Source organism: Oscillibacter valericigenes, assembly GCF_021531915.1.
Taxonomy (GTDB): Bacteria; Bacillota; Clostridia; order Oscillospirales; family Oscillospiraceae; genus Oscillibacter; species Oscillibacter valericigenes_A.
Genome location: NZ_JAFBIV010000002.1, coordinates 164758 through 186595 on the forward strand (window position 1 = coordinate 164758; position 21838 = coordinate 186595).

Annotated in this window: 36 protein-coding genes; 2 read left to right on the forward strand and 34 right to left on the reverse strand. The window is 59.2% G+C overall.

The window, feature by feature from the left end; all coding sequences use genetic code 11:
* Positions 1–82 precede the first annotated feature (82 nt).
* The 32 genes from rpsD to JQM66_RS02595 all read right to left on the reverse strand — a co-directional run bounded on the left by rpsD (position 83) and on the right by JQM66_RS02595 (position 19318).
* Entirely contained in the window at positions 83–709 is a 627-nt protein-coding gene (rpsD, locus tag JQM66_RS02440; RefSeq protein WP_235228215.1) for a 30S ribosomal protein S4, read from the reverse strand.
* A gap of 23 nt (positions 710–732) precedes the next feature.
* On the reverse strand, positions 733–1140 hold the full coding sequence (rpsK, locus tag JQM66_RS02445) for a 30S ribosomal protein S11 (protein WP_235221237.1): 408 nt from the start codon (positions 1138–1140) through the stop codon (positions 733–735).
* A 15-nt stretch (positions 1141–1155) separates the two neighbouring features.
* Positions 1156–1521, reverse strand: a complete 366-nt coding sequence (gene rpsM, locus JQM66_RS02450; protein ID WP_235228216.1) for a 30S ribosomal protein S13 — start codon at positions 1519–1521, stop codon at positions 1156–1158.
* A gap of 26 nt (positions 1522–1547) precedes the next feature.
* On the reverse strand, positions 1548–1661 hold the full coding sequence (gene rpmJ / locus JQM66_RS02455; protein ID WP_014116882.1) for a 50S ribosomal protein L36: 114 nt from the start codon (positions 1659–1661) through the stop codon (positions 1548–1550).
* A 54-nt stretch (positions 1662–1715) separates the two neighbouring features.
* A complete protein-coding gene (infA, locus tag JQM66_RS02460; protein WP_235228217.1) occupies positions 1716–1934 on the reverse strand; it encodes a translation initiation factor IF-1 in 219 nt (72 codons plus the stop codon).
* Between the two features lie 3 nt (positions 1935–1937).
* Complete coding sequence (locus JQM66_RS02465; protein WP_235228218.1) at positions 1938–2222, reverse strand: KOW domain-containing RNA-binding protein; 285 nt, start codon at positions 2220–2222, stop codon at positions 1938–1940.
* A gap of 10 nt (positions 2223–2232) precedes the next feature.
* A complete protein-coding gene (gene map / locus JQM66_RS02470; protein ID WP_235228219.1) occupies positions 2233–2985 on the reverse strand; it encodes a type I methionyl aminopeptidase in 753 nt (250 codons plus the stop codon).
* A 4-nt stretch (positions 2986–2989) separates the two neighbouring features.
* Entirely contained in the window at positions 2990–3622 is a 633-nt protein-coding gene (locus JQM66_RS02475) for an adenylate kinase (RefSeq protein ID WP_235228220.1), read from the reverse strand.
* 16 nt (positions 3623–3638) lie between these two features.
* A complete protein-coding gene (secY, locus tag JQM66_RS02480) occupies positions 3639–5045 on the reverse strand; it encodes a preprotein translocase subunit SecY (RefSeq protein WP_235228221.1) in 1407 nt (468 codons plus the stop codon).
* A 1-nt stretch (position 5046) separates the two neighbouring features.
* Positions 5047–5487 (reverse strand): 50S ribosomal protein L15, encoded by a 441-nt coding sequence (gene rplO / locus JQM66_RS02485; protein ID WP_235221231.1) that lies wholly within the window; start codon positions 5485–5487, stop codon positions 5047–5049.
* Between the two features lie 14 nt (positions 5488–5501).
* Positions 5502–5684: a 50S ribosomal protein L30 gene (gene rpmD / locus JQM66_RS02490; RefSeq protein ID WP_235228222.1), complete on the reverse strand. Its 183-nt coding sequence runs from the start codon at positions 5682–5684 to the stop codon at positions 5502–5504.
* Positions 5685–5697: 13 nt separating this feature from the next.
* Complete coding sequence (gene rpsE / locus JQM66_RS02495) at positions 5698–6198, reverse strand: 30S ribosomal protein S5 (protein ID WP_235221229.1); 501 nt, start codon at positions 6196–6198, stop codon at positions 5698–5700.
* 19 nt (positions 6199–6217) lie between these two features.
* On the reverse strand, positions 6218–6577 hold the full coding sequence (rplR, locus tag JQM66_RS02500) for a 50S ribosomal protein L18 (RefSeq protein WP_235228223.1): 360 nt from the start codon (positions 6575–6577) through the stop codon (positions 6218–6220).
* 14 nt (positions 6578–6591) lie between these two features.
* Positions 6592–7137, reverse strand: coding sequence for a 50S ribosomal protein L6 (rplF, locus tag JQM66_RS02505; protein WP_235228224.1), 546 nt, complete (start codon positions 7135–7137; stop codon positions 6592–6594).
* A gap of 15 nt (positions 7138–7152) precedes the next feature.
* On the reverse strand, positions 7153–7551 hold the full coding sequence (gene rpsH, locus JQM66_RS02510) for a 30S ribosomal protein S8 (protein ID WP_235221226.1): 399 nt from the start codon (positions 7549–7551) through the stop codon (positions 7153–7155).
* 309 nt (positions 7552–7860) lie between these two features.
* A complete protein-coding gene (locus tag JQM66_RS02515) occupies positions 7861–8046 on the reverse strand; it encodes a type Z 30S ribosomal protein S14 (RefSeq protein ID WP_235228225.1) in 186 nt (61 codons plus the stop codon).
* 14 nt (positions 8047–8060) lie between these two features.
* Entirely contained in the window at positions 8061–8600 is a 540-nt protein-coding gene (gene rplE, locus JQM66_RS02520; RefSeq protein ID WP_235228226.1) for a 50S ribosomal protein L5, read from the reverse strand.
* A gap of 19 nt (positions 8601–8619) precedes the next feature.
* Positions 8620–8931 (reverse strand): 50S ribosomal protein L24, encoded by a 312-nt coding sequence (gene rplX, locus JQM66_RS02525; RefSeq protein WP_235228227.1) that lies wholly within the window; start codon positions 8929–8931, stop codon positions 8620–8622.
* A gap of 15 nt (positions 8932–8946) precedes the next feature.
* On the reverse strand, positions 8947–9315 hold the full coding sequence (gene rplN / locus JQM66_RS02530) for a 50S ribosomal protein L14 (protein WP_235228228.1): 369 nt from the start codon (positions 9313–9315) through the stop codon (positions 8947–8949).
* 14 nt (positions 9316–9329) lie between these two features.
* Complete coding sequence (rpsQ, locus tag JQM66_RS02535) at positions 9330–9596, reverse strand: 30S ribosomal protein S17 (RefSeq protein WP_235228229.1); 267 nt, start codon at positions 9594–9596, stop codon at positions 9330–9332.
* A 17-nt stretch (positions 9597–9613) separates the two neighbouring features.
* Positions 9614–9814, reverse strand: a complete 201-nt coding sequence (gene rpmC / locus JQM66_RS02540) for a 50S ribosomal protein L29 (protein WP_235228230.1) — start codon at positions 9812–9814, stop codon at positions 9614–9616.
* A 1-nt stretch (position 9815) separates the two neighbouring features.
* Positions 9816–10238 (reverse strand): 50S ribosomal protein L16, encoded by a 423-nt coding sequence (rplP, locus tag JQM66_RS02545; RefSeq protein ID WP_235228231.1) that lies wholly within the window; start codon positions 10236–10238, stop codon positions 9816–9818.
* On the reverse strand, positions 10238–11113 hold the full coding sequence (gene rpsC, locus JQM66_RS02550; protein ID WP_235228232.1) for a 30S ribosomal protein S3: 876 nt from the start codon (positions 11111–11113) through the stop codon (positions 10238–10240). The genes rplP and rpsC overlap by 1 nt, the downstream gene beginning before the upstream one ends.
* 18 nt (positions 11114–11131) lie before the next feature.
* Positions 11132–11476, reverse strand: coding sequence for a 50S ribosomal protein L22 (rplV, locus tag JQM66_RS02555; RefSeq protein WP_235228233.1), 345 nt, complete (start codon positions 11474–11476; stop codon positions 11132–11134).
* Between the two features lie 18 nt (positions 11477–11494).
* Entirely contained in the window at positions 11495–11755 is a 261-nt protein-coding gene (gene rpsS / locus JQM66_RS02560; protein WP_235228234.1) for a 30S ribosomal protein S19, read from the reverse strand.
* A 14-nt stretch (positions 11756–11769) separates the two neighbouring features.
* Positions 11770–12603: a 50S ribosomal protein L2 gene (rplB, locus tag JQM66_RS02565; protein WP_235228235.1), complete on the reverse strand. Its 834-nt coding sequence runs from the start codon at positions 12601–12603 to the stop codon at positions 11770–11772.
* A 23-nt stretch (positions 12604–12626) separates the two neighbouring features.
* Entirely contained in the window at positions 12627–12920 is a 294-nt protein-coding gene (rplW, locus tag JQM66_RS02570) for a 50S ribosomal protein L23 (RefSeq protein ID WP_235228236.1), read from the reverse strand.
* On the reverse strand, positions 12920–13543 hold the full coding sequence (gene rplD, locus JQM66_RS02575; RefSeq protein ID WP_235228237.1) for a 50S ribosomal protein L4: 624 nt from the start codon (positions 13541–13543) through the stop codon (positions 12920–12922). Before rplD ends, rplW begins: the two co-directional genes overlap by 1 nt.
* A gap of 18 nt (positions 13544–13561) precedes the next feature.
* On the reverse strand, positions 13562–14281 hold the full coding sequence (gene rplC, locus JQM66_RS02580) for a 50S ribosomal protein L3 (RefSeq protein WP_235228238.1): 720 nt from the start codon (positions 14279–14281) through the stop codon (positions 13562–13564).
* Between the two features lie 152 nt (positions 14282–14433).
* Entirely contained in the window at positions 14434–14745 is a 312-nt protein-coding gene (gene rpsJ / locus JQM66_RS02585) for a 30S ribosomal protein S10 (protein ID WP_235221213.1), read from the reverse strand.
* 512 nt (positions 14746–15257) lie between these two features.
* On the reverse strand, positions 15258–16697 hold the full coding sequence (gene proS, locus JQM66_RS02590) for a proline--tRNA ligase (protein WP_235228239.1): 1440 nt from the start codon (positions 16695–16697) through the stop codon (positions 15258–15260).
* 167 nt (positions 16698–16864) lie between these two features.
* Positions 16865–19318, reverse strand: a complete 2454-nt coding sequence (locus tag JQM66_RS02595) for a phosphoketolase family protein (protein ID WP_235228240.1) — start codon at positions 19316–19318, stop codon at positions 16865–16867.
* Positions 19319–19595: 277 nt separating this feature from the next.
* On the opposite strand from JQM66_RS02595, the gene JQM66_RS02600 reads away from it, so the two are divergent.
* Both JQM66_RS02600 and JQM66_RS02605 read left to right on the forward strand, forming a co-directional pair.
* Positions 19596–20111, forward strand: coding sequence for a M48 family metallopeptidase (locus tag JQM66_RS02600; RefSeq protein ID WP_235228241.1), 516 nt, complete (start codon positions 19596–19598; stop codon positions 20109–20111).
* A gap of 11 nt (positions 20112–20122) precedes the next feature.
* Positions 20123–20827, forward strand: a complete 705-nt coding sequence (locus tag JQM66_RS02605) for an IMP cyclohydrolase (RefSeq protein WP_235228242.1) — start codon at positions 20123–20125, stop codon at positions 20825–20827.
* Between the two features lie 49 nt (positions 20828–20876).
* On the opposite strand, the gene JQM66_RS02610 is transcribed toward JQM66_RS02605, so the two are convergent.
* Positions 20877–21269: a hypothetical protein gene (locus tag JQM66_RS02610; protein ID WP_235228243.1), complete on the reverse strand. Its 393-nt coding sequence runs from the start codon at positions 21267–21269 to the stop codon at positions 20877–20879.
* A gap of 149 nt (positions 21270–21418) precedes the next feature.
* Positions 21419–21796 carry a zinc ribbon domain-containing protein gene (locus tag JQM66_RS02615; RefSeq protein ID WP_235228244.1) on the reverse strand — a complete coding sequence of 126 codons (378 nt, stop codon included), beginning with the start codon at positions 21794–21796 and terminating at the stop codon, positions 21419–21421.
* Between the last annotated feature and the right edge of the window lie 42 nt (positions 21797–21838).

A 21838-nucleotide genomic window follows, 5' to 3' on the forward strand; every position in this document is an offset into this window, starting at 1 on the left:
AGTTACCCTCCTTCATCTTCTCATTGCGGCCATGCGCAGCAGGCCGCAGGCAGTTCCTATCATCTTCGAGGGTATCCTCCAATTACTTGGAGTACAACTCGACGATGAGATGCTCCTCGATGGGAAGATCGATGTCCTCACGGGCGGGTTCTGCGATGACCTTGGCCACGTTGTTCTTGTCCATTTCCAGCCACTTGGGGACCACGCGGGAAGCGTTGGCCTCCAGAGAGCCCTTGAACTTATCCAGGCTGCGGGAGCCTTCCTTCAGCTCCACCACATCGCCGGTCTTCACCAGGTAGGAAGGAATGTTGACCTTCTTGCCGTTGACGGTGAAGTGGCCGTGCAGCACCAGCTGACGGGCCTCAGCGCGGCTCATGGCGAAGCCCAGACGATACACCACGTTGTCCAGACGGGTCTCCAGGATGGACAGCAGGTTCTCGCCGGTCATGCCGGCCTTCTTGTTGGCCATCTCGAAGTAGTCATGGAACTGGCTCTCCAGGACGCCGTAGTAGCGCTTGGCCTTCTGCTTCTCACGCAGCTGCAGGCCATACTCGCTGAGCTTCTTGTTTCTTGCATTGCCGTGCATGCCGGGAGCGTAACCACGACGCTCGATGGAGCACTTATCCGTGTAGCAGCGGTCGCCCTTCAGGAAGAGCTTCTGGCCTTCTCTGCGGCAAAGGCGGCAGACTGCGCCGGTATATCTTGCCATATTGCTTGTTACCTCCTCTTTTATTACACGCGGCGACGCTTCGGGGGACGGCAGCCGTTGTGGGGGATGGGAGTGACGTCCTTGATCATGGTCACTTCCAGACCCACGGCCTGCAGTGCGCGGATCGCAGCCTCGCGGCCCTGGCCGGGGCCCTTGACGAAGACCTCAACGGTCTTCAGGCCATGCTCCATCGCGGCGCGGGCAGCGGTCTCAGCCGCGGTCTGGGCAGCGAAGGGAGTGGACTTCTTGCTGCCGCGGAAACCCAGTCCGCCGGAGGAAGCCCAGGAAATGGCGTTGCCCTGGGTATCAGTGACAGTCACCATGGTGTTGTTGAAAGAAGAACGGATATGGACCTGACCACGCTCGATGTTCTTCTTCTCGCGGCGGCGGCGAATGACTTTCTTGCCGCCGGAAGCTTTAGCAGTTGCCATGTTCGATCTCCTTCCTTACTTCTTCTTGTTAGCAATGGTCTTCTTGGGACCCTTGCGGGTTCTTGCGTTGGTCTTGCTGCGCTGGCCGCGGACGGGCAGGCCCTTGCGATGACGCAGGCCGCGATAGCAGCCGATCTCGCTCAGACGCTTGATGTCCAGTGCGGTCTGGCGGCGCAGGTCACCCTCGACAACATACTCGTCGATGGCGTCACGGAGCTTCTGCTCGTCAGCGTCGGACAGATCCTTCACGCGGGTGTCGGGGTCGACGCCAGTCTTCGCCAGGATATCCTTGGCGCTCTTTCTGCCAATGCCGTAGATATAGGTGAGGCCGATCTCGATACGCTTATCCTTCGGCAGGTCAATACCGGCAATACGTGCCATACTCTTAAAGCACCTCCAATTAAATGTTAGCCCTGTCTCTGCTTATGCTTGGGGTTCTCGCAAATGACCATGACACGGCCTTTGCGGCGAATGACCTTGCACTTTTCGCACATGGGCTTCACGGACGGTCTTACTTTCATAGTTCTAAACCATTCCTTTCAGCGGTTTCAAGTCATTGATTTCGCCTGGTCAGCTTACTTGCTGCGCCAGGTGATCCGGCCGCGGGTCAGGTCGTACGGGGAGAGCTCCACCGTAACCTTGTCGCCGGGCAGAATCCTGATGAAATTCATTCTGAGTTTTCCGGAAATATGCGCCAGAATCGTGTGTCCATTTCCAATGTCAACCTGGAACGTCGTGTTGGGCAGGGCTTCCACCACAACACCTTCCACTTCGATCATATCGGATTTTGCCAAACGTTATCCCTCCTGGTCCGGTTGGACTTCCTCACGATATCCCGCGAGGGTCCGTCGAAGTTCACTGTTGGTGATCTTCTCATTGCTTTTGATCTTTTCAGAAAGCCGGGTCTCCTCTGCCGACACAAACAGCACATGTCTGCGCTTTTTGCGCTTGGGGTTCTCCACCTTTCTGGATTTACCGTCCGCCAGCAGGAGGTACTCCCCCTCTGCGGCTAAAACGACAAAGAGTTTGCCCTTGTCCCTGCCGGCGTCGGATCGGACGATATGTGATTTTGCAATTTCCATACGTTTCCTCTCAAATGGCGGGGGCCGTCAGGATCTCGGGCTCGCCGTCGGTGATCAGGACCGTATTCTCATAGTGTGCCGCCCACTTGCCGTCCAGCGTCCGGACGGTCCAGCCGTCGGGCATCAGCTTGATGGCAGCGCTGCCGGCGTTCACCATGGGTTCGATTGCAAGGGTCATGCCCCGCAGAAGCCGCGGTCCCCGGCCAGGATGGCCGTAGTTGGGGATCTCCGGCGACTCATGCATCTCGGCGCCGACACCGTGGCCGACGTATTCCCGGACAATAGAGCAGCCGTGGCTTTCCGCATAGGACTGGATGGCCGCAGAGATATCCTGCAGACGGTATCCTTCCTTTGCGAACTTGATGCCCTCAAAAAAGCTCTGTCTGGTCACATCGATCAGATCCTGCGCTTCCTTGGAGATCTGTCCGCAGGCGAAGGTCGCCGCGCAGTCACCGTGGAATCCTCCGATATATGCACCCACATCCACGCTGACGATGTCGCCCTCTTGCAGCACCCGTTTGCCGGGGATGCCGTGAATGACCTCGTCGTTGACGCTGATACAGGCGCTGGCCGGATAGCCGTGATAGTGGAGGAAAGACGGGACCGCTCCCTGTTTGCGGATGAAATGCTCCACCGCGTGGTCGATCTCCTGGGTTGTTACGCCGGGTCTTACCATTTCCCCTGCCAAGGCACGGGCAGCCGCGGTAATTTTTCCGGCCCGGCGCATCAAGTCGATCTCATGGGCAGATTTCAGCGTGATCATCGCTTCATCTCCCCAACGCGCGGAGGATGGCCTCAGAGGTCTCCGCCACAGTAGGCTGGTTCTCTACGGATTTCAGGAGGCCGCGCTTCGCGTAGAAGTCCTTCAGAGGTTCGGTCTCCTGGTGATAGACCTCGAGGCGGTGCTTGACCGTCTCGGGTTCATCGTCATGACGCTGGATCAGCTTGCCGCCGCACTTGTCGCAGATGCCCTCCTGCTTGGGAGGCACAGCCACCAAATGGTAGCTGGCGCCGCAGTGCTCACAGACGCGGCGTCCGCTCATGCGCTCCATGATGACCTCGTCGGAGATCTCAATGGAGATGACATCGTCGAACACGATGCCGGCCTTCTCCAGGGACTCAGCCTGGGCGATGGTGCGGGGTACGCCGTCCAGGATGTAGCCGTTCTTGCAGTCGTCCTCGGCCACCCGGTCATGGATGATGCCGATGATAACCTCGTCGGGCACCAGCTTGCCGGCCTTCATATAGGCCTCAGCCTGCTTGCCGGTCTCCGTGCCGGCCTTGATGGCGGCACGGAGGATGTTGCCCGTGGAGATGGTAGGGATGTCCAGCTCTTTACACAGGATGTCGGCCTGTGTTCCCTTCCCGGCGCCGGGGGCGCCAAGCAGGATCAGTTTCATAAAACTGCCCTCTTTCTTATTCCAGGAAGCCCTTATACTGACGCATCAGCATCTGGGATTCCAGAGCCTTGACGGTCTCCAGCGCCACGCCGACCACGATGATGACGGAAGTACCGCCGATGGCCACGCTGTTGTTGCCGATGAGCTTGCCCGCGATCAGGGGGCAGATGGCCACGATACCCAGATAGATGGCACCGAACAGGGTGATCTTGTTCAGGACCTTCTTGATGAAGTCCACAGTGGGCTTGCCCGGACGGAAGCCGGGAATGAAGCCGCCCTGCTTCTTCAGGTTGTTGGCGATCTCAACGGGGTTGAACTGGATGCTGGAGTAGAAGTAGCTGAAGCCAATGATCATCACGAAGTACACCACCATGTAGACGACGGACTTGGTGTCAATGGCCTGATAGATGGAGTAGGACACGGTGCCCTTCTGGGGAACACCGATGAAGCTCCACACCGTGATGGGCAGAGAAGCGATGCTCTGGGCGAAGATGACGGGCAGAACGCCAGCCATGCTCACCTTCATGGGCAGATTGCTGCTCTGGCCGCCGTACATCTTGCGGCCCACCTGACGCTTGGCGTACTGCACGGGGATGCGGCGCTCGGCGTCATTGATGAAGACGATGAACACGATCAGAGCCAGGATGCCCACCAGCAGCAGAATGAGACCCAGGGGGGAGATGGCACCGCTCATGGTGGAGTCCACCATGGTCTGGATCTGCTCTTCGCTGTAATAGGAGTAAGCCGCCTGATAGGAGGCCTTCAGACCTTCAGCAGTCAGCGCTCCGGACCGGATAGAGGACCAGGTCTGGATGCCCTTGATCATGCCGCTGATCATGCTGGGCACGCGGGCCAGGATGCCGGCGAACAGGATGATGGAGATACCATTGCCCACGCCGAACTCGTTGACCTGCTCACCCATCCACATCACGAAGGAGGAACCTGCGATCAGGGTCACAATGATGACCAGGGCGGCCCAGATGCCAGGGGCATCGGTGTCCAGCAGGTTGTAACGCTTGATCATGAAGTAGTAGCCCACAGCCTGCAGAACGGCAATGCCCACCGTGGTATAGCGGGTAATGGACTGGATCTTCTTCTTGCCCTCCTCGCCGCCGTCACGGGCCAGCCGCTCCAGAGCGGGGATGGCCACGGTCAGCAGCTGGATGATGATGGAGCTGTTGATATAGGGCTGGATGCTCAGGGCAAAGACCGTCGCCATGGAGAAGGCGCCGCCGCTGATGGTGTTCAGCAGACCGAAGTAGGTGCTGCCCATGGACTCCAACTGCAGTGCCAGAGCACCCTTGTTGATATAGGGAACGGTGATGGCATTGCCGATCCGGAAGATCAGCAGAATGAGGAGTGTAAAGATGATCTTCTTCCGCAGCTCGGGAATGCCCCACGCTTTGCGAATCGTCTGGATCACGTTACTTCACCTCTGCCTTTCCGCCTGCTGCCTCGATAGCCTCCTTGGCAGAAGCGGAGAAAGCAGAAGCCTCCACGTTGACCTTCTTGGTGACCTTGCCATTGCCCAGGACCTTATAGCCATACTCACACTTGGAGAGAATGCCCTTGGCCAGCAGAGCCTCGGCGGTAACAGTCTCACCATCCTCGAACGCATTCAGTGCGTTCAGATTGATGATCTCCAGGGGCTTTGCGAAAATGTTGTTGAAGCCGCGCTTGGGGATACGGCGTGCCAGAGGCATCTGGCCGCCTTCGAAGCCCACGCGGATCTTGCCGCCGGAACGGGCCTTCTGGCCCTTGTGGCCGCGGCCGCCGGTCTTGCCGTTGCCGGAGCCGGCGCCCCGGCCCTTACGGTAGGCCTGACGGACAGAGCCCTCGGCGGGAGACAGTTCGCTCAGTTTCATAATTCCGTGCCTCCTTACTTCACTTCAGTAACCTGCAGCATGTAGCCGATCTTAGCGATCTTGCCGCGGGTCTGGTCGTTGTCGGGCTGCACGGTGACATCACCGATCTTGCGCAGGCCCAGGGAATGTGCGGTGGCGACCTGCTTCTCCAGGCGGCCATTCAGGCTCTTGACGAGCTTAATATTTAAGTTTGCCATGTTTAGCGCCTCCTTAACCCACGATCTCTTCGACGCTCTTACCGCGGATGCGGGCGACCTCCTCGGGGCCACGCATGTTCTTCAGGCCCTGGAAAGCGGCGGCGACGACATTGTTGGGGTTGTTGGAACGCAGGCACTTGGTACGGATGTCCTTGATGCCCGCGGCCTCGACGACGGCACGCACAGCGCCGCCGGCGATCACGCCGGTACCGGGGGCAGCGGGCTTCATCAGCACGCGGCCGGCACCAGCCTCACCGATGGTCTCATGAGGAACGGTAGTTCCGGACAGAGTCACGGTGATCATGTTCTTCTTGGCGGCCTCGATGCCCTTGCGGATAGCCTCGGGGACTTCGGCGGCCTTGCCCAGGCCGTAGCCGACCTTGCCCTTACCGTCGCCAACGACGACCAGGGCGGAGAACTTCATAACACGGCCGCCCTTCACCGTCTTGGAAACACGGTTCAGGTACACGACCTTCTCGATATACTCGCTCTGCTCTCTTTCAAATCTAGGCATTGTTATCGTTCCTCCTTCCTTAGAAATTCAGGCCGCCTTCGCGGGCGCCCTCGGCCAGAGCCTTCACACGGCCGTGGTACAGGTAACCGCCGCGGTCGAAGACCACGTTCTCGATACCCTTGGCCTTGGCGCGCTCGGCAACCAGCTTGCCAACGGCGGTGGCAGCGGCAACGTTGCCGCCGTAACCTTCGATGGCCTTGTCCAGGGAAGAAGCGGAAGCCAGAGTCACGCCGTTGACATCATCGATGACCTGGGCGTAGATGTTGGCTTCGCTGCGGAACACATTCAGACGCGGCATCTCGGGGGTGCCGGAGATCTTGGCGCGAACGCGCTTGTGGCGCTTCAGACGCTGAGCGTTGGTATTGGGTCTCTTAATCATATCGGCACACCTCCTTACTTCTTAGCGCCGGTCTTACCCACCTTACGGCGGATAACTTCGTCAGTATACTTGATGCCCTTGCCCTTATAAGGCTCGGGGGGACGCTTCTCGCGGATCTCAGCGGCAAACTGACCGACAGTCTGCTTGTCGCAGCCGCTGACAATGATTTTATTGGGACCGGGGACATCGATGGTGATACCCTCGATCTCGGGAACGATCACCTGATGAGAGAAGCCCAGGTTCATGACCAGGTTCTTGCCCTCCTTGGCAACACGGTAACCGACGCCGTTGACGTCCAGCTCCTTCTTGAAACCGTCGGTCACGCCGACGACCATGTTGTGGAGCAGGGTACGGGTCAGGCCGTGCAGGCTGCGGTGCAGCTTGTCATCGGAAGGACGCTCCACGGTGATCGTGTTGCCTTCCTGCTTAATGATCATTTCCGCGCGCAGAGCACGGGTCAGTTCGCCCTTAGGTCCCTTGACGGTGACCACGTTGCCGTCGGCCACGTTCACGGTAACACCGGCGGGAACGGTAATGGGCATTCTGCCAATTCTAGACATTGTTAAATACCCTCCTTACCAGACGAATGCCAGGACCTCGCCGCCGACATGCAGCTCGCGAGCCTTCTTGTCGGTCATGACGCCCTTGGACGTAGAAATGATGGCGATACCCAGGCCACGCAGAACGCGGGGCAGCTCATCGGCGCCCACATAGACGCGCAGGCCGGGCTTGGAAACGCGGCGCAGACCGGTGATGACCTTCTCTTTGCCGGCGTTGTACTTCAGCGTGATGTGGATCATGCCCTGGAGGCCGTCGTCCACCACGGTGAAGCTCTTGATGTAGCCCTCGTCCAGCAGGATCTGAGCAATGCTCTTCTTCATGTTGGAAGCGGGAACATCAACGGTGTCGTGCTTGGCACTGTTGGCGTTGCGGATGCGGGTCAGCATATCCGCAACAGGATCGGTGATATGCATGGTTAAATCCTCCTATTTTAGAGTTGCGGCCCAATGGACCGCTGCGGCAGCGAGGTATCATGGCCAATGGGGTAGTCTGCTCGCGCATGTGTGCCCAATTGGTCATGACCTTTCGCCATCCGAATCACCTAAGCCCCATATCAAAGGCTTTTGGTTACAAAAAGTTAGGTCGCCAGCTCCTGTTTCGTGAGAAAACATTTCTGAACATGGCGCAGTGGGCACATTTCCGTAGAAATGTCCCACTTTTCTAGCGTACCAGAAGAACCGAGGTTCGTCAAGTGTTTTTCGCTGCGCCGATTCAATTTTTTCTTAGAAAGAAGCCTTGCGGACACCGGGGATCTCGCCCTTGTAGGCCAGCTCCCGGAAGCAGATACGGCAGACACCGTAGTCACGCAGGTAAGCGTGGGGACGGCCGCACAGCTTGCAGCGGTTGTACTTGCGAGTGGAGAACTTCGCAGGGGCCTGCTGCTTCAGGATCATAGATTTCTTAGCCATTCTTCTCTTCCTCCTTAGCGGGCGAAGGGAGCGCCGACCTGCTTGAGCAGCTCGCGGGCCTCTTCATCGGTTTCAGCAGTGGTGCAGATGACCACGTCCATGCCGCGGATCTTGTCGATCTTGTCGTACTCGATCTCGGGGAAGATCAGCTGCTCCTTGATGCCCAGGGCATAGTTGCCGCGGCCGTCGAAGGAGTTGGGGTTGATGCCCTGGAAGTCACGGACACGGGGCAGAGCCACGTTGAACAGACGGTCCAGGAACTCCCACATCTTGTCGCCGCGGAGAGTGACCTTGGCGCCGATGGGCATGTCCTCACGCAGCTTGAAGTTAGCGATGGACTTGCGGGCCTTGGTGATAACGGGCTTCTGACCGGTGATCTTGCTCAGGTCGCCCACCACGTTCTCCAGGACCTTGGAGTTTTCACGAGCCTCGCCGCAGCCCACGTTCACGACAACCTTGTCGATCTTGGGGATCTGCATGACGCTCTTGTAGCCGAACTGCTTCATCAGAGCGGGTGCGACTTCGGCATTGTACAGTTCTTTCATTCTAGCCATTTTGCCTTACGCTCCTTTCTTACAGCTCAGCGCCGCAGTGCTTGCACACGCGGGTCTTCTTGCCGCCCTCAACCTTGTGCGCAATGCGGGTAGCCTTGCTGCACTTGGGGCAGACCACCTGCACCTTGCAGGCGGCGATGGCAGCCTCGCGCTTGACGATGCCGCCCTCCTCGCCCTGACGGCGAGGCTTCACGTGGCAGGTCACCATGTTGATGCCCTCCACAACGACCTTCAGGGAACCGGGAATGGTGCCCAGCACCTTGCCCTGCTTACCCTTGTCCTTACCGGACAGGACGACAACGGTATCGCCCTTCTTCACGTTCATAGCCATTACTCGTTGCCCTCCTTAAATGACTTCGGGGGCGAGGGACAGGATCTTCATGTAATCCTTGTCACGCAGCTCGCGAGCCACAGGCCCAAAGATACGGGTACCTCTGGGGTTGTGGTCGTCCTTGATCAGGACGGCGGCGTTGTCGTCGAAGCGGACATAGGTGCCGTCGTTACGACGGACGCCCTTGGCGCTGCGGACGATGACGGCCTTCACGACCTCGCCCTTCTTCACGGTGCCGCCGGGAGTGGACTTGCGGACGGAAGCAACGATCACATCACCGATGTTGCCGAACTTCCGGCCGGAACCGCCCAGAACGCGGATGCACTTGATCTCCTTGGCGCCGGTATTATCGGCGACTTTCAGATAAGACTCCTGCTGAATCATACTTCGGCACCTCCTTACTTCGCTTTCTCAATGATCTCAACCACGCGCCAACGCTTGTCCTTGGACAGGGGGCGGGTCTCCATCACCTTAACGGTATCGCCAATGCCGCAAGCGTTCTGCTCGTCATGAGCCTTCAGCTTGTAGGTACGGCCGACGATCTTCTTATACAGAGGATGGGCGACGCGGTCCTCGATAGCGACGACCACGGTCTTGTCCATCTTGTCGGAAACGACCTTGCCAACGCGGGTCTTCCGGGAGGAAGTTCTGATTTCTTCGTTCATGTTCGCTTACCTCCTTCTTACTGCTTGTCGGAAGCGGCGAGCTCCGCCAGCACGGTCTTGACTCGGGCAATGTCGTGCTTGGTCTCGCGGATCTTCACGGGGTTATCCAGCTGATTGGTAGCGTGCTGCATGCGCAGATAGAACAGGTCTTTCTTCAGGCCGGCCAGCTTCTCATTCAGCTGCTCGGGGGTCATCTTACGGATTTCACTTGCCTTCATCTTACTCACCTGCTTCCTCGGTGCGGGCGACGATCTTCGTCTTGATGGGCAGCTTGTGGCTGGCCAGACGCAGCGCCTCGCGGGCAACTTCTTCGGGAACGCCGGCGATCTCAAACATGACACGGCCGGGCTTCACAACGGCAACCCAGTACTCGGGGTTACCCTTACCGGAACCCATACGGGAGTCGGCAGCTCTCATGGTAACGGACTTATCGGGGAAGATCTTGATCCAGACCTGACCACCACGCTTGGTGTAACGGGTCATGGCAATACGGGCAGCCTCGATCTGGTTGCTCTTGATCCAGCCGGGCTCCTCAGCCACCAGGCCATACTCACCGTAAGCGATGGTGTTGCCGCGGGCGGCCTTACCAGTCATACGACCGCGCTGCATGCGGCGGTACTTGACTCTCTTAGGCATTAACATTACTGGGCTCCTCCTTCCTTAGCGGGGGCTGCGGGACGGCCCTGGCCGCCGCGGTTGAAACCGCCCTGGGGACGGCCCTGACCGTTGCGGTTGAAGCCGCCGTTCTGACGATCACGGTTGAAACCGCCCTGGCCGCCGCGGTTGAAGCCGCCCTGACGACGGTCGCCATCACGGCGGGGACGACGCTCACGACGCTCCTGATAGGGCTTGGAGGTGTCCATGGTGCGGGGGGTGGTGCGCAGGGTCTGGCTCAGAACCTCGCCCTTGTAGATCCAAACCTTCACGCCGATGCGGCCGAAGGTGGTGGCAGCCTCAGCGAAACCGTACTCGATGTCGGCACGGATGGTCTGCAGGGGGATGGTGCCCTCGTGATAGTGCTCAACACCGGCGATCTCGCGGCCGCCCAGACGGCCGGAGCAGCAGGTCTTGATGCCCTTGGCGCCGGCGCGCATGGCGCGGGCCATGGCGTTCTTCATGGCCCGGCGGTGGGAGATACGCTTCTCCAGCTGCTGAGCGATGTTCTCAGCCACCAGCTGAGCGTTCATGTCGGGGTTGCGGACCTCGACGATGTTCAGCTTCACCTTCTTGCCGATCATCTTCTCGACGGCCAGGCGATACTGCTCGATCTGCTCGCCGCCCTTGCCGATGACGACACCGGGACGGGCGCAGTGCAGGTAGATGGTCACGGTATCAGCGCTGCGCTCGATCTCGATCTTGGGCACGCCGGCACCGTACAGGGTCTTCTTCAGGTACTTGCGGATCTTCTGATCCTCAACGATCAGGTCGCCGACCTTCTCATCACTGGCATACCAACGGGAATCCCAGTCTTTGATGACGCCCACGCGCAGGCCGTGGGGATTAACTTTCTGTCCCATAAACTGTTCTCCTCTCTCTTATGCCTTTTCCGCCACAGCCAGGGTGACGTGAGAAGTGCGCTTATTGATACGATAGGCGCGGCCCTGAGCCCGGGGCATCATCCGCTTCAGGATGGGGCCGGGAGTGGCGAACACCTCGGACACCACCAGCTTGGCAGGGTCCATGCCGAAGTTGTTCTCGGCGTTGGCGCAGGCGGACTTCAGGAGCTTCATCAGAGGCTCGGAAGCGGCCTTGTTGGTCTGCATCAGGATGGCCATGGCGGTGCCGGCATCCTTGCCGCGGATCAGATCGCAGACGATCTGGATCTTGCGGGGAGAAATGCGGACATAGCGCAGATGGGCCTTAGCGATCTTGTTTTCCATGTTCAGCATCCTCCTTTATCAGTCTTTGCGATGGCCGCGGAAGGTACGGGTGGGAGCAAACTCACCCAGCTTGTGGCCGACCATGTCCTCCTGGACATAGACGGGCACGTGCTTGCGGCCATCGTGAACAGCAATGGTGTGACCGACGAAGGCAGGGAAGATGGTGGAGCTGCGGCTCCAGGTCTTCAGAACCTTCTTCTCGTTGTTGGCGTTCATTTCCTCGACCCGCTTCAGAAGCTCAGGGGCAACATAGGGGCCTTTTTTAATAGATCTGCTCATATTACCTTGCCTCCTTACTTCTCGTTGCGACGCTTCACAATGAACTTATTGGTGGGGTTCTTGCCCTTGCGGGTCTTGTAACCCAGAGCGGGCTTGCCCCAAGGAGTGACGGGCCCGGAACGGCCGACGGGAGCACGGCCCTCGCCACCGCCGTGGGGGTGGTCGTTGGGGTTCATGACAGAGCCGCGGACGGTGGGACGCCAACCCATGTGGCGCTTACGGCCGGCCTTGCCGATGTTGATGTTCTCGTGCTCGATGTTGCCCACCTGACCGATGGTGGCGTAGCAGTTGGTACGCACGATGCGGACCTCGCCGGAAGGCATACGGATCTGAGCGTCGCCGCCCTCCTTGGCCATCAGCTGAGCAGCGGTACCGGCAGCGCGGACCAGCTGGGCGCCGTTGCCGGGATGCAGCTCGATGTTGTGGATGATGGTACCAACGGGGATGTTGGCGATGGGCAGAGCGTTGCCGGGCAGGATATCGGCGTCGGGACCGGTCATGATCTTGTGACCGGCCTTCAGGCCGACAGGAGCCAGGATGTAGCGCTTCTCGCCGTCCTCATACTCGATCAGGGCGATGTTGGCGCTGCGGTTGGGGTCATACTCCAGGCGGAGCACGGTGGCAGAGCCGACCTTGTCGCGCTTGAAGTCGATGATGCGGTACTTGCGCTTGTTGCCGCCGCCGCGATGGCGAACGGTGATGCGGCCATAGCTGTTGCGGCCGGAACTCTTCTTCAGAGGCTCGGTCAGGCTGGGCTCGGGCTTGGCCTTCTTGTCGATGCCGTCGAAACCGGAGACCGTCATCTGACGGCGGGAGGGAGTCGTCGGCTTAAAAGTTTTGATAGACATATCGCTTTACTCTCCTTCCGTTATCAGACCATGCCTTCGAAGAATTCGATGGTCTTGGAATCAGCAGTCAGCTGGACATAGGCCTTCTTCCAGCTCCGGGTCATGCCGGGGCGGGCAGCGCCCATGCGCTTGGCCTTGCCGGGAACGTTCAGGGTGTTGACGGAAGCGACCTTCACGCCGAAAATCTCCTCAACAGCCTTCTTGATCTCGACCTTGCCGGCAGTCTTGGCAACTTCGAACACGTACTTCTTGTCGGCGGCGCCGGCCATAGCACGCTCGGTGATGATAGGACGGATAATGATATCGTAAGCAGTCATTATGCGTACACCTCCTCGATGGTAGCGAGGGCAGCCTGATCCACCACCAGGTACTGAGCGTTGATGATATCATAAACGTTCAGCATGTTGGCAGCGGTGGTCAGCACGCCGGGGATGTTGCGGGCGCTCTTGACGATGACGGTGTCAACAGCGGGGGTCACGACCACGGCCTTGCCGTTCACCTGGACGGCGTCCAGGAACTTGCGGAAGTCAGCGGTCTTGATGGCGTCCATCTTGATGGAGTCGATGACCACCAGCTTGCCCTCGGCAGCCTTGGCGGACAGGACAGACTTCAGTGCCAGGCGCTTGACCTTCTTGTTCAGCACATAGCTGTAATCCCGGGGCTTGGGGGCGAACACGATGCCGCCGTGAGTCCACTGGGGAGCACGGGTGCTGCCCTGACGGGCGTGGCCGGTGCCCTTCTGACGCCAGGGCTTTTTGCCGCCGCCGGAAACCTCGGCGCGGGTCAGGGCGCTCTGGGTGCCCTGTCTGCAATTGGCGAGGTGGTTCTTCACAACCTCATGCACAACAACGGTATTGGGCTCGATGCCAAAGACCGCGTCGTTCAGTTCCACGGTACCGACTTCTGCGCCGGCCATGTTCAAAACTTTGATCGTAGACATTACTCACGCACCCCTTTCTTACTTCGTTCTGGCGGAAGCCTTCTGCGGGTTGCGGCCGGAAGCCTTCTGCGGGTTCTTGCTGATGTCGGCGCCAGCCTGCTTGACCTTGTGGACCTTGACGGTGGACTTGATGGTCACCAGACCGCCCTTGGGGCCGGGAACGGCACCGCAGACAACCAGCATGTTCAGCTCGGGATCGACCTTCACGACGGACAGGTTCTGGACGGTGACCTGGTCAACGCCCATGTGGCCGGCGCCGATCTTGCCCTTGAAGATACGGGAGGGATCGGTACCGGAACCCATAGAACCGGCATGACGATGGACAGGGCCGGTACCGTGGGTCTCCTTCAGACGGGCAGCGCCGTGACGCTTCACAACACCAGCGTAGCCGTGGCCCTTGCTGATGCCGGTGACATCCACGAAGTCGCCGACCTTGAAGGTGTCGGCCTTGACGATGTCGCCGATGTTCAGCTCGGCGGCGTTCTCCAGGTCGAACTCGCGCAGGTGCTTCTTGGGAGACACGCCAGCCTTGTTCAGGTGACCCATCTCAGGCTTGGTCAGCTTGCGCTCGGGGACATCCTCATAGCCCAGCTGAACAGCCTCGTAGCCTTCCTTTTCGGAAGTCTTCTTCTGAACGACCACGCAGGGACCCGCCTCGATGACGGTGACGGGGATCACATGGCCGTTCTCGTCAAAAATCTGGGACATGCCCACTTTTTTGCCGATGATTGCTTTCATGTATGTTCCTCCTTAAAGGTTATTGGTCGGCTTAGATACGTCCGGGTTGGGTCCCGGGCCGCATTGCTCTGCCGACATGACCCGTCCGCCTCGCAAGTCGGCGGACATGGACAGCAAACAGATTGAATAAGGTATTGCGCGGGAAATCAGCCTTACAGCTTGATCTCGATCTCCACACCGGCGGGCAGCTCGAGGGCCATCAGGGCCTCGACGGTCTTGGGGGTGGACTTGGTGATGTCGATCAGTCTCTTGTGGGTGCGGCGCTCGAACTGCTCACGGCTGTCCTTGTACTTGTGCACGGCCCGCAGGATGGTGACGACTTCCTTCTTGGTGGGCAGAGGGATGGGGCCGGAAACCTCAGCGCCGGTGCGCTTGGCGGTCTCGACGATCTTCTCTGCGCTCTGGTCGATGACCTGGTGGTCATAGGCCTTCAGACGAATGCGGATCATTTCTTTCTGTGCCATGGTTTGTTTCCTCCTGATTTCGTAGGTAGTTTGACGCAGTCTCGACGACCTACGGCGAGAGAGTTTTTCTATACGCTTATCCGTGCGTATCATTCCCGCTCATGAAAAATACCGGCATAAGGAATGCTCCTCCGGCCGGTACCAGATCATGGCGTGGCGATATACGCGACGTACAGATCATCTCAGCCGCCCGATTATCGGACATACTCCCCGGAAGTTACCTCCTCTCGGAGCAATCTCCCGGTTCATCGCAGTATCCACACGGCGGGACATGCCCTTCCCGCGCGGACTTACTTATAATAAAAGAAAATCCCCTTGATGTCAAGGGGATTTTCTCTGTTTTTGATGAAATTTTTCAGAAATTTTTGGAGGTAATTCCTTTTATATTCCAATCATTTTTGTCAGGACATGTGCCTGACAAAAATTCCTTGGCCCAGCCGCCCTGGGCGGCGACACCAGTGAAGAACGCTTCACTGGTGAGGGGAATCTAAAGGGGGGACGAAGTCCCCTCTTTAATAAGCGACACCCCAGTAAATATCGGTGGTGCACTTCTTGCCGCACACGGGGCAGACGCCCTCGGTGCCGCTCTGGGCCAAAGGCATGCAGCGGGAGCTGACACCGGCCCGCTCCTTCATGGCCATCTCGCACTCCAGTGCGCCGCACCACTTGGACCGCAGGAAGCCGCCCTTGCCGTCAGCGATGGCCTTGGCCTCCTCGGGAGTCTTGATGTCAAAGGTGTTGTCCTCCCGGTTCTTCAGGGCCATGGCGTACATGTTGTCGTGGACGGCGTCCAGCAGCTCCGCCACCTTGGTCTCCAGCTCAGCCAGGGGGACGAACACCTTTTCGCCGGTGTCCCGGCGGGCGATGACGCACTGCTCCTTCTCCATGTCCTTGGGGCCGATCTCCACCCGCAGGGGCACGCCCTTCATCTCATACTCGGCAAACTTCCAGCCGGGAGAGTTGTCGGAGTCGTCCAGCTTGGCCCGGACACCGGCGGCGTTCAGCCGGTCCCGCAGGGCCGCCGCTGCGTCCAGAACGCCGGGCTTGTGCTGGGCCACGGGGATCACGATGGCCTGAATGGGAGCCACCCGGGGAGGCAGCACCAGGCCGTTGTCGTCGCCGTGGGTCATGATGATGCCGCCGATCATACGAGTGGACACGCCCCAGGAAGTCTGGTGGGGATGGTGGGGCTGGTTGTCCTTGCCGGCGAAGGTGATGTCGAAGGCCTTGGCGAAGCCGTCGCCGAAGTAGTGGCTGGTGCCGGCCTGGAGGGCCTTATGGTCGTGCATCATGCATTCCACGGTGTAGGTCTCCTCGGCACCGTTGAACTTCTCCTTATCGGTCTTGCGGCCCCGGATGACGGGCATGGCCAGGTAGTTCTCCATGAAGTCCGCGTAGATGTTCAGCATCTGCATGGTCTCTTCCCGGGCCTCTTCCTCGGTGGCGTGCATGGTATGGCCCTCCTGCCACAGGAACTCCCGGTGGCGCAGGAAGGGACGGGAGGTCTTCTCCCACCGCAGGACGGAGCACCACTGGTTGTACTTCTTGGGCAGGTCCCGCCAGGAGTGGATGATGTTGGCATAGTGCTCGCAGAACAGGGTCTCGGAGGTGGGCCGGACGCAGAGCCGGTCCTCCAGCTTCTCGCTGCCGCCCATGGTGACCCAGGCGCACTCGGGGGCAAAGCCCTCCACATGGTCCTTCTCCTTCTGTAGCAGGGACTCGGGGATCAGAACGGGCAGATACACGTTCTCATGGCCGGTCTCCTTGAAACGCTTGTCCAGCTCCTGCTGGATGTTCTCCCAGATGGCGTAGCCATAGGGACGGTAGATGAACATACCCTTGACGGAGGTGTAGTCGATCAGCTCGGCCTTCTTGCAGACGTCGGTGTACCACTGGGCGAAATCCACATCACGGGCAGTGATGGCGTCCACTTGTCTTTTATCCTGTGCCATATCGTTTCTTCCTTTACATCTATATAATAATAGTAGTACGCATTCGCGGTTTTCACTGAATTCTTATTGTATCTACTTCCGTGGAAAATGTCAACTGTCACTGTTACAGCGCGTTTTGCCAACACTTTTTGAGGCGGCCGCCGGAAACGGCAGCCGCCTCATCAGGATCATATGTTGGCGTCCGGTCCTCGGGTCTCCAGGCCCTTTCCGTCGTTCCAGGTCCACTCCCGGACCTCCGGCAGGTCCACGCCGTGGTCCTTGATATACTGGCGGTGCTCCACCAACTTGTCGTTCATGCGTTGGACCAGATAGGCGCCCCGGTTGCCCAGGGAGTGCATCCGCTGGACCACGTCGATGACCAAGTGGAACCGGTCAATGTCGTTCAGGACCCGCATATCGAAGGGCGTGGTGATGGTACCCTCCTCCTTGTAGCCCCGGACATGGAGGTGTTTGTTGTGCCGGCGGTAGGTCAGCTCATGGATCAGCGTCGGATAGCCGTGGTAGGCGAAGATAATGGGCTTATCCTGCGTGAACAGCATGTCGTACTCCATATCCGTCAGGCCGTGGGGATGCTCGGTATGAGGCTGGAGCTTCATCAGATCCACCACGTTCACCACGCGGATCTTCAGTTCCGGCAGTTCCCGCCGCAAGATTGTGACCGCCGCCAGGGTCTCCAGGGTAGGCGTGTCGCCGCAGCAGGCCATGACCACATCAGGCTCCTGGCCCTGGTCGTTGGAAGCCCAGTCCCAGATGCCGATGCCTTGGGTGCAGTGTTTCACCGCCTGGTCCATGGTCAGCCACTGGGGACGGGGATGCTTGGAGGCCACCATGACGTTCACATAGTTCCGGCTCTTGATGCAGTGGTCAAAGCAGCTCAGCAGGCAGTTGGCATCGGGGGGCAGATAAATGCGCACCACATCCGCCTTCTTGTTGGCCACATGGTCCAGGAAGCCGGGGTCCTGATGGGTAAAGCCGTTGTGGTCCTGCTGCCAGACATTGGAGGAGAGGATATAGTTCAGGGAGGCGATATCCTGTCGCCAGGGCAGCTCGGAGCAGGTCTTGAGCCACTTGGCGTGCTGGGCGAACATGGAGTCCACGATACGGATGAACGCCTCATAGCTGTTGAAAAATCCGTGGCGGCCGGTGAGCAGATAGCCCTCCAGCATACCCTCGCACATGTGCTCGGACAGCATGGAGTCCATCACGCGGCCGTCGGGGTCCAGATGCTCGTCCTGGGGCATCTGGGGATCCAGGAAGCGGCGGCCCGTCACCTCGAATACAGGATGCAGGCGGTTGGAGGCCGTCTCGTCCGGTGCGAAGAACCGGAAGTTCCGGGACTCCAGGTTCAGCTTCATCACATCACGGACGTAGTAGCCCAGCACCAGCATGTCCTGCGCCTCCACGGCGCCGGGTGCGGTGACGTTCACGCCGTACTCCCGGAAGTCCGGGGTCCGCAGGTCCCGCAGCAGCAGGCCGCCGTTGGCATGGGGGTTGGCGCCCATGCGGCGGTTGCCCTTGGGCGCGAAGTCCCGCAGCAGCTCCACCGGCCGGCCGTTTTTATCGAACAGCTCCTCCGGCTTGTAGCTGCGGAGCCACTCCTCCAGCAGAGGCAGGTGCTTTTCCGTGTCCGCACCCATGGAGATGGGCACCTGGTGCGCCCGGTACGCGCCCTCCACCGGATGGCCGTCCACTTCCTTGGGGCCGGTCCAGCCCTTGGGTGTGCGGAGCACGATCATCGGCCAGCGGGGGCGGGTGGTATCGCCGTTGGCACGGGCGTGGCCCTGGATGCGCTTGATCTCCCGGATGGCCCAGTCCAGCGCGGCGGCCATCTTCTGATGCATTACCGCAGGCTCATCACCCTCCACAAAGCGGGGCTCCCAGCCGCAGCCGCGGAAGAAGCTCTCCACCTCCTCATGGGACATGCGGGAGAAGATGGTGGGATTTGCGATCTTAAAGCCGTTCAGGTGCAGGATCGGCAGCACCGCGCCGTCGGTAATGGGATTGACGAACTTGTTGCCGTGCCAGGAGGTGGCCAGCGGGCCGGTCTCCGCCTCGCCGTCACCCACCACGCAGGCGGCGATCAGGTCCGGATTGTCCGCCACAGCGCCAAAGGCGTGGGCCAGGGAATACCCCAGTTCGCCGCCCTCGTTGATGGAGCCGGGCGTCTCCGGCGCCACATGACTGGGCACACCGCCGGGGAAGGAAAACTGCTTGAACAGCTTCTTCATGCCGTCCTTGTCCTGGGTGATGTTGGGATAGACCTCGGTATAGCTGCCGTCCAGCCAGTCCTGAGCCACCATGGCGTTTCCGCCGTGGCCGGGGCCGGAGAGATAGATCATGTCCAGGTCATCCTTTTTGATGACTCTGTTCAGATGGGTATAGATGAAATTCTGTCCCGGGCAGGTGCCCCAGTGTCCCACGATGGTCTGCTTCAGGTCGGAAGCGTCCAGGGGCCGCTCCAGCAGAGGATTGTCCAGCAGGTACAGCTGGCATGCAGTCAGGTAGTTTGCGGCACGCCACCAGGCGTCAATCTGTTTGAGCTGTGCGGCGGAAAGGGGCGGTTTTTTGGAAAGGCGGGTACTTGCCTTCCCATTCGCCGTCTTTTTTGCGGTTCCAGGCATAATAGTTCCTCCTTCTGTTCCCGTTTTGCACATTTAGTATATCGCTTATTTCCAAAAAAGCAATCTGTTTTTGAATGATTTGATAGCAATTTCGCTTTTTTAATCATTAACGTTTTTCTTAGCCCCATTCTTTTCTTTTTCAGTTCTGTTCTTCTTTTTCTTGTGTTTTTTCGCCAACCATGCTACCATCAGTTGAGAAAGGCAGCTGCGGCACTCCGGCAATGATACCGGCCGCCGGCGCCCATGTTCGTCCATATCAGATGATGGTGTTTGCCCCATGGAAAATTTTGAACTGATCCGCTCCCGCCGGAGGACTCTGGCGCTGGAGATCACAAAGGACTGCCGCGTTCTGGTGCGGGCGCCCCTGCGGCTGTCAAAGGCCAAGATCGACGCCTTTGTATCCAGCCACGAGGCCTGGATACAGACCCATTTGGAGCAGCAGCGGCAGCGGGCGGCCTCCGCCCCACCGCCCCTCACTCCGGAGGAGATCACGGCCCTGAAAGCCAGGGCCCGGGCCATTCTGCCGGAAAAGGCGGCATATTGGAGTCAGAAAATGGGCGTCCGTCCCACCGGGCTGAAAATCACCACCGCCCGAAAACGCTACGGCAGCTGCAGCGGCAAGAACAGCCTGTGCTTTTCCTGCTTTCTGATGAACTGCCCGGAGGAGGCCATTGACCTGGTGGTGGTCCATGAGCTGTGCCACATCCGGGAGAAAAACCACGGTCCCCGGTTTTATGCCCTGCTGGAACAGTACCTGCCCGATTACAAAGAGCGAAAGAAACTTTTAAAATAAGGAGAATACACATGAACAAGCTGAATCTCACCGACCTGCTGAAAAGCAACGCCTACCCCGGCCGGGGCATCGTCCTGGGCCGCAGTGCCGACAACAAGTACGCCGTGGCCGCCTATTTCATCATGGGCCGCAGCGAGAACTCCCGGAACCGGGTGTTCACCGTCACCGAGGACGGCATCCGCACCGAGGCCCACGATCCCTCCAAGATGACCGATCCCAGCCTCATCATCTATCATCCCGTCCGCCAAGTGGGCAACGACCTGATCGTCACCAATGGCGACCAGACCGACACCATCCGGGACGGCCTGCTGTCCGGCCGGAGCTTCGGTCAGGCACTGCACACCCGGGAGTTCGAACCGGACGGTCCCAACTACACCCCCCGCATCTCCGGTATCCTCTGCGAAAACGGCAGCTTCCGCCTGTCCATCCTGAAGTCCGCCGACGGTGATCCCTCCTGCTGCCACCGGTTCTTCTACACCTATGACCACCCTCTGGCCGGCGAGGGCCGCTTTATTCACACCTACATGGGCGACGGCTCTCCCCTTCCCTCCTTCGAGGGTGAGCCGGAGCGGGTCATCCTGGACGCTCCCGGTGCCGAGGCTCTCGCGGAGCAGATGTGGAATGCCCTGAACCCGGACAATAAGGTCTCCCTGTTCGTGCGGTACACCGATCTGGCCACCGGCGAATATCAGCAGGTCATCCGCAACAAATTCTGATCACATACGCAAAAAGGACACCGCCGAAAGGCGGTGTCCTCTTTTACTGTCATACTGTCTTTTTGTCCAGGAAACCCTGACGGGGCCCGCACACATCCATGGGCAGGTCCGGCCGGGCGGCACGAATGCGGTCCAGAACTTTATCCGCCACAGTCCGCTTTTCAAAGAGGAAGTCCTTGTAGAACTCTCCGTCATAGGAGGCCCGGACGCATATCATGGGAAGCTGCTTGCCGCAGGTGCCGGTGACCGTGATCGCCGTATTGCGCACCTTCACCCCAGAGAGGGCATCAAAGGCAATATACTGGGTGCCGGGGAACGCCGCAAAATAAACAGCCCGGTCACTGACCCGGAACTGCTCCACCCGGATCGCTGTACGATAGTCCTGTTCCGCATCCTCCAGCGCATGGCTCTGCGCCAGAGATTTCATTTTGAAAATTGCCATATCATACCCTCCTTTGATTTTAAGTTTCGCTTTATGATAGATGTTTCTCTGCCCTATTGTCTATCGCAAATGCAACATTCCGGTAAGTTTCTCCACCGGTGCGCAAAAAGAAACCGGCCATTCAGCCGGTTTCTCTGATGGCTGATGCCTTACTCACCCATGGGAGCGCCGCACTGGGGGCAGAACTTGCTGTCAGCCTTTGCGCCGCAGATGGGGCAGGTCTTTTCCGCCGTGACCACTTCCGCCACAGGCTCGTCCTTGGTGGCTTCCTTGGCGGCTTCCATCTCCGCGATCTTGGCCTTGGAGGCGTTGACGGCCTCCACCATGTCGCGGACGGCGTCGGGGATCTCACCCTCGTACTCGTTGACGAACCACTCGCCGATGATGCGGTAGTTCTTGTCGATCTCCCGCTGCTCGCCGGCAATGGCGACGGAGAGCTTGGTCAGTTCAGCCGCATCCTTTGCCTTGTCCGCGGCAACAGCGGCCACGTCCCTTGCCTTCTTGGTCAGTTCATCAAAAAAAGCCATTTGAAAATCCCCTTTCTATCATACGGCCCTTGGCCGTTTCTT

Excerpts from the sequence above, each read along its gene's own strand:
- rpsD (WP_235228215.1), bottom strand. The coding sequence starts at position 709 with ATGGCAAGATATACCGGCGCAGTCTGCCGCCTTTGCCGCAGAGAAGGC.
- rpsK (WP_235221237.1), bottom strand. The coding sequence starts at position 1,140 with ATGGCAACTGCTAAAGCTTCCGGCGGCAAGAAAGTCATTCGCCGCCGC.
- rpsM (WP_235228216.1), bottom strand. The coding sequence starts at position 1,521 with ATGGCACGTATTGCCGGTATTGACCTGCCGAAGGATAAGCGTATCGAG.
- rpmJ (WP_014116882.1), bottom strand. The coding sequence starts at position 1,661 with ATGAAAGTAAGACCGTCCGTGAAGCCCATGTGCGAAAAGTGCAAGGTC.
- JQM66_RS02465 (WP_235228218.1), bottom strand. The coding sequence starts at position 2,222 with ATGGAAATTGCAAAATCACATATCGTCCGATCCGACGCCGGCAGGGAC.
- map (WP_235228219.1), bottom strand. The coding sequence starts at position 2,985 with ATGATCACGCTGAAATCTGCCCATGAGATCGACTTGATGCGCCGGGCC.
- JQM66_RS02475 (WP_235228220.1), bottom strand. The coding sequence starts at position 3,622 with ATGAAACTGATCCTGCTTGGCGCCCCCGGCGCCGGGAAGGGAACACAG.
- rplO (WP_235221231.1), bottom strand. The coding sequence starts at position 5,487 with ATGAAACTGAGCGAACTGTCTCCCGCCGAGGGCTCTGTCCGTCAGGCC.
- rpmD (WP_235228222.1), bottom strand. The coding sequence starts at position 5,684 with ATGGCAAACTTAAATATTAAGCTCGTCAAGAGCCTGAATGGCCGCCTG.
- rpsE (WP_235221229.1), bottom strand. The coding sequence starts at position 6,198 with ATGCCTAGATTTGAAAGAGAGCAGAGCGAGTATATCGAGAAGGTCGTG.
- rplR (WP_235228223.1), bottom strand. The coding sequence starts at position 6,577 with ATGATTAAGAGACCCAATACCAACGCTCAGCGTCTGAAGCGCCACAAG.
- rplF (WP_235228224.1), bottom strand. The coding sequence starts at position 7,137 with ATGTCTAGAATTGGCAGAATGCCCATTACCGTTCCCGCCGGTGTTACC.
- rpsH (WP_235221226.1), bottom strand. The coding sequence starts at position 7,551 with ATGCATATCACCGATCCTGTTGCGGATATGCTGACCCGCATCCGCAAC.
- JQM66_RS02515 (WP_235228225.1), bottom strand. The coding sequence starts at position 8,046 with ATGGCTAAGAAATCTATGATCCTGAAGCAGCAGGCCCCTGCGAAGTTC.
- rplE (WP_235228226.1), bottom strand. The coding sequence starts at position 8,600 with ATGGCTAGAATGAAAGAACTGTACAATGCCGAAGTCGCACCCGCTCTG.
- rplX (WP_235228227.1), bottom strand. The coding sequence starts at position 8,931 with ATGGCTATGAACGTGAAGAAGGGCGATACCGTTGTCGTCCTGTCCGGT.
- rplN (WP_235228228.1), bottom strand. The coding sequence starts at position 9,315 with ATGATTCAGCAGGAGTCTTATCTGAAAGTCGCCGATAATACCGGCGCC.
- rpsQ (WP_235228229.1), bottom strand. The coding sequence starts at position 9,596 with ATGAACGAAGAAATCAGAACTTCCTCCCGGAAGACCCGCGTTGGCAAG.
- rpmC (WP_235228230.1), bottom strand. The coding sequence starts at position 9,814 with ATGAAGGCAAGTGAAATCCGTAAGATGACCCCCGAGCAGCTGAATGAG.
- rplP (WP_235228231.1), bottom strand. The coding sequence starts at position 10,238 with ATGTTAATGCCTAAGAGAGTCAAGTACCGCCGCATGCAGCGCGGTCGT.
- rpsC (WP_235228232.1), bottom strand. The coding sequence starts at position 11,113 with ATGGGACAGAAAGTTAATCCCCACGGCCTGCGCGTGGGCGTCATCAAA.
- rplV (WP_235228233.1), bottom strand. The coding sequence starts at position 11,476 with ATGGAAAACAAGATCGCTAAGGCCCATCTGCGCTATGTCCGCATTTCT.
- rpsS (WP_235228234.1), bottom strand. The coding sequence starts at position 11,755 with ATGAGCAGATCTATTAAAAAAGGCCCCTATGTTGCCCCTGAGCTTCTG.
- rplB (WP_235228235.1), bottom strand. The coding sequence starts at position 12,603 with ATGTCTATCAAAACTTTTAAGCCGACGACTCCCTCCCGCCGTCAGATG.
- rplW (WP_235228236.1), bottom strand. The coding sequence starts at position 12,920 with ATGACTGCTTACGATATCATTATCCGTCCTATCATCACCGAGCGTGCT.
- rplD (WP_235228237.1), bottom strand. The coding sequence starts at position 13,543 with ATGTCTACGATCAAAGTTTTGAACATGGCCGGCGCAGAAGTCGGTACC.
- rplC (WP_235228238.1), bottom strand. The coding sequence starts at position 14,281 with ATGAAAGCAATCATCGGCAAAAAAGTGGGCATGTCCCAGATTTTTGAC.
- rpsJ (WP_235221213.1), bottom strand. The coding sequence starts at position 14,745 with ATGGCACAGAAAGAAATGATCCGCATTCGTCTGAAGGCCTATGACCAC.
- proS (WP_235228239.1), bottom strand. The coding sequence starts at position 16,697 with ATGGCACAGGATAAAAGACAAGTGGACGCCATCACTGCCCGTGATGTG.
- JQM66_RS02595 (WP_235228240.1), bottom strand. The coding sequence starts at position 19,318 with ATGCCTGGAACCGCAAAAAAGACGGCGAATGGGAAGGCAAGTACCCGC.
- JQM66_RS02600 (WP_235228241.1), top strand. The coding sequence starts at position 19,596 with ATGGAAAATTTTGAACTGATCCGCTCCCGCCGGAGGACTCTGGCGCTG.
- JQM66_RS02605 (WP_235228242.1), top strand. The coding sequence starts at position 20,123 with ATGAACAAGCTGAATCTCACCGACCTGCTGAAAAGCAACGCCTACCCC.
- JQM66_RS02610 (WP_235228243.1), bottom strand. The coding sequence starts at position 21,269 with ATGGCAATTTTCAAAATGAAATCTCTGGCGCAGAGCCATGCGCTGGAG.
- JQM66_RS02615 (WP_235228244.1), bottom strand. The coding sequence starts at position 21,796 with ATGGCTTTTTTTGATGAACTGACCAAGAAGGCAAGGGACGTGGCCGCT.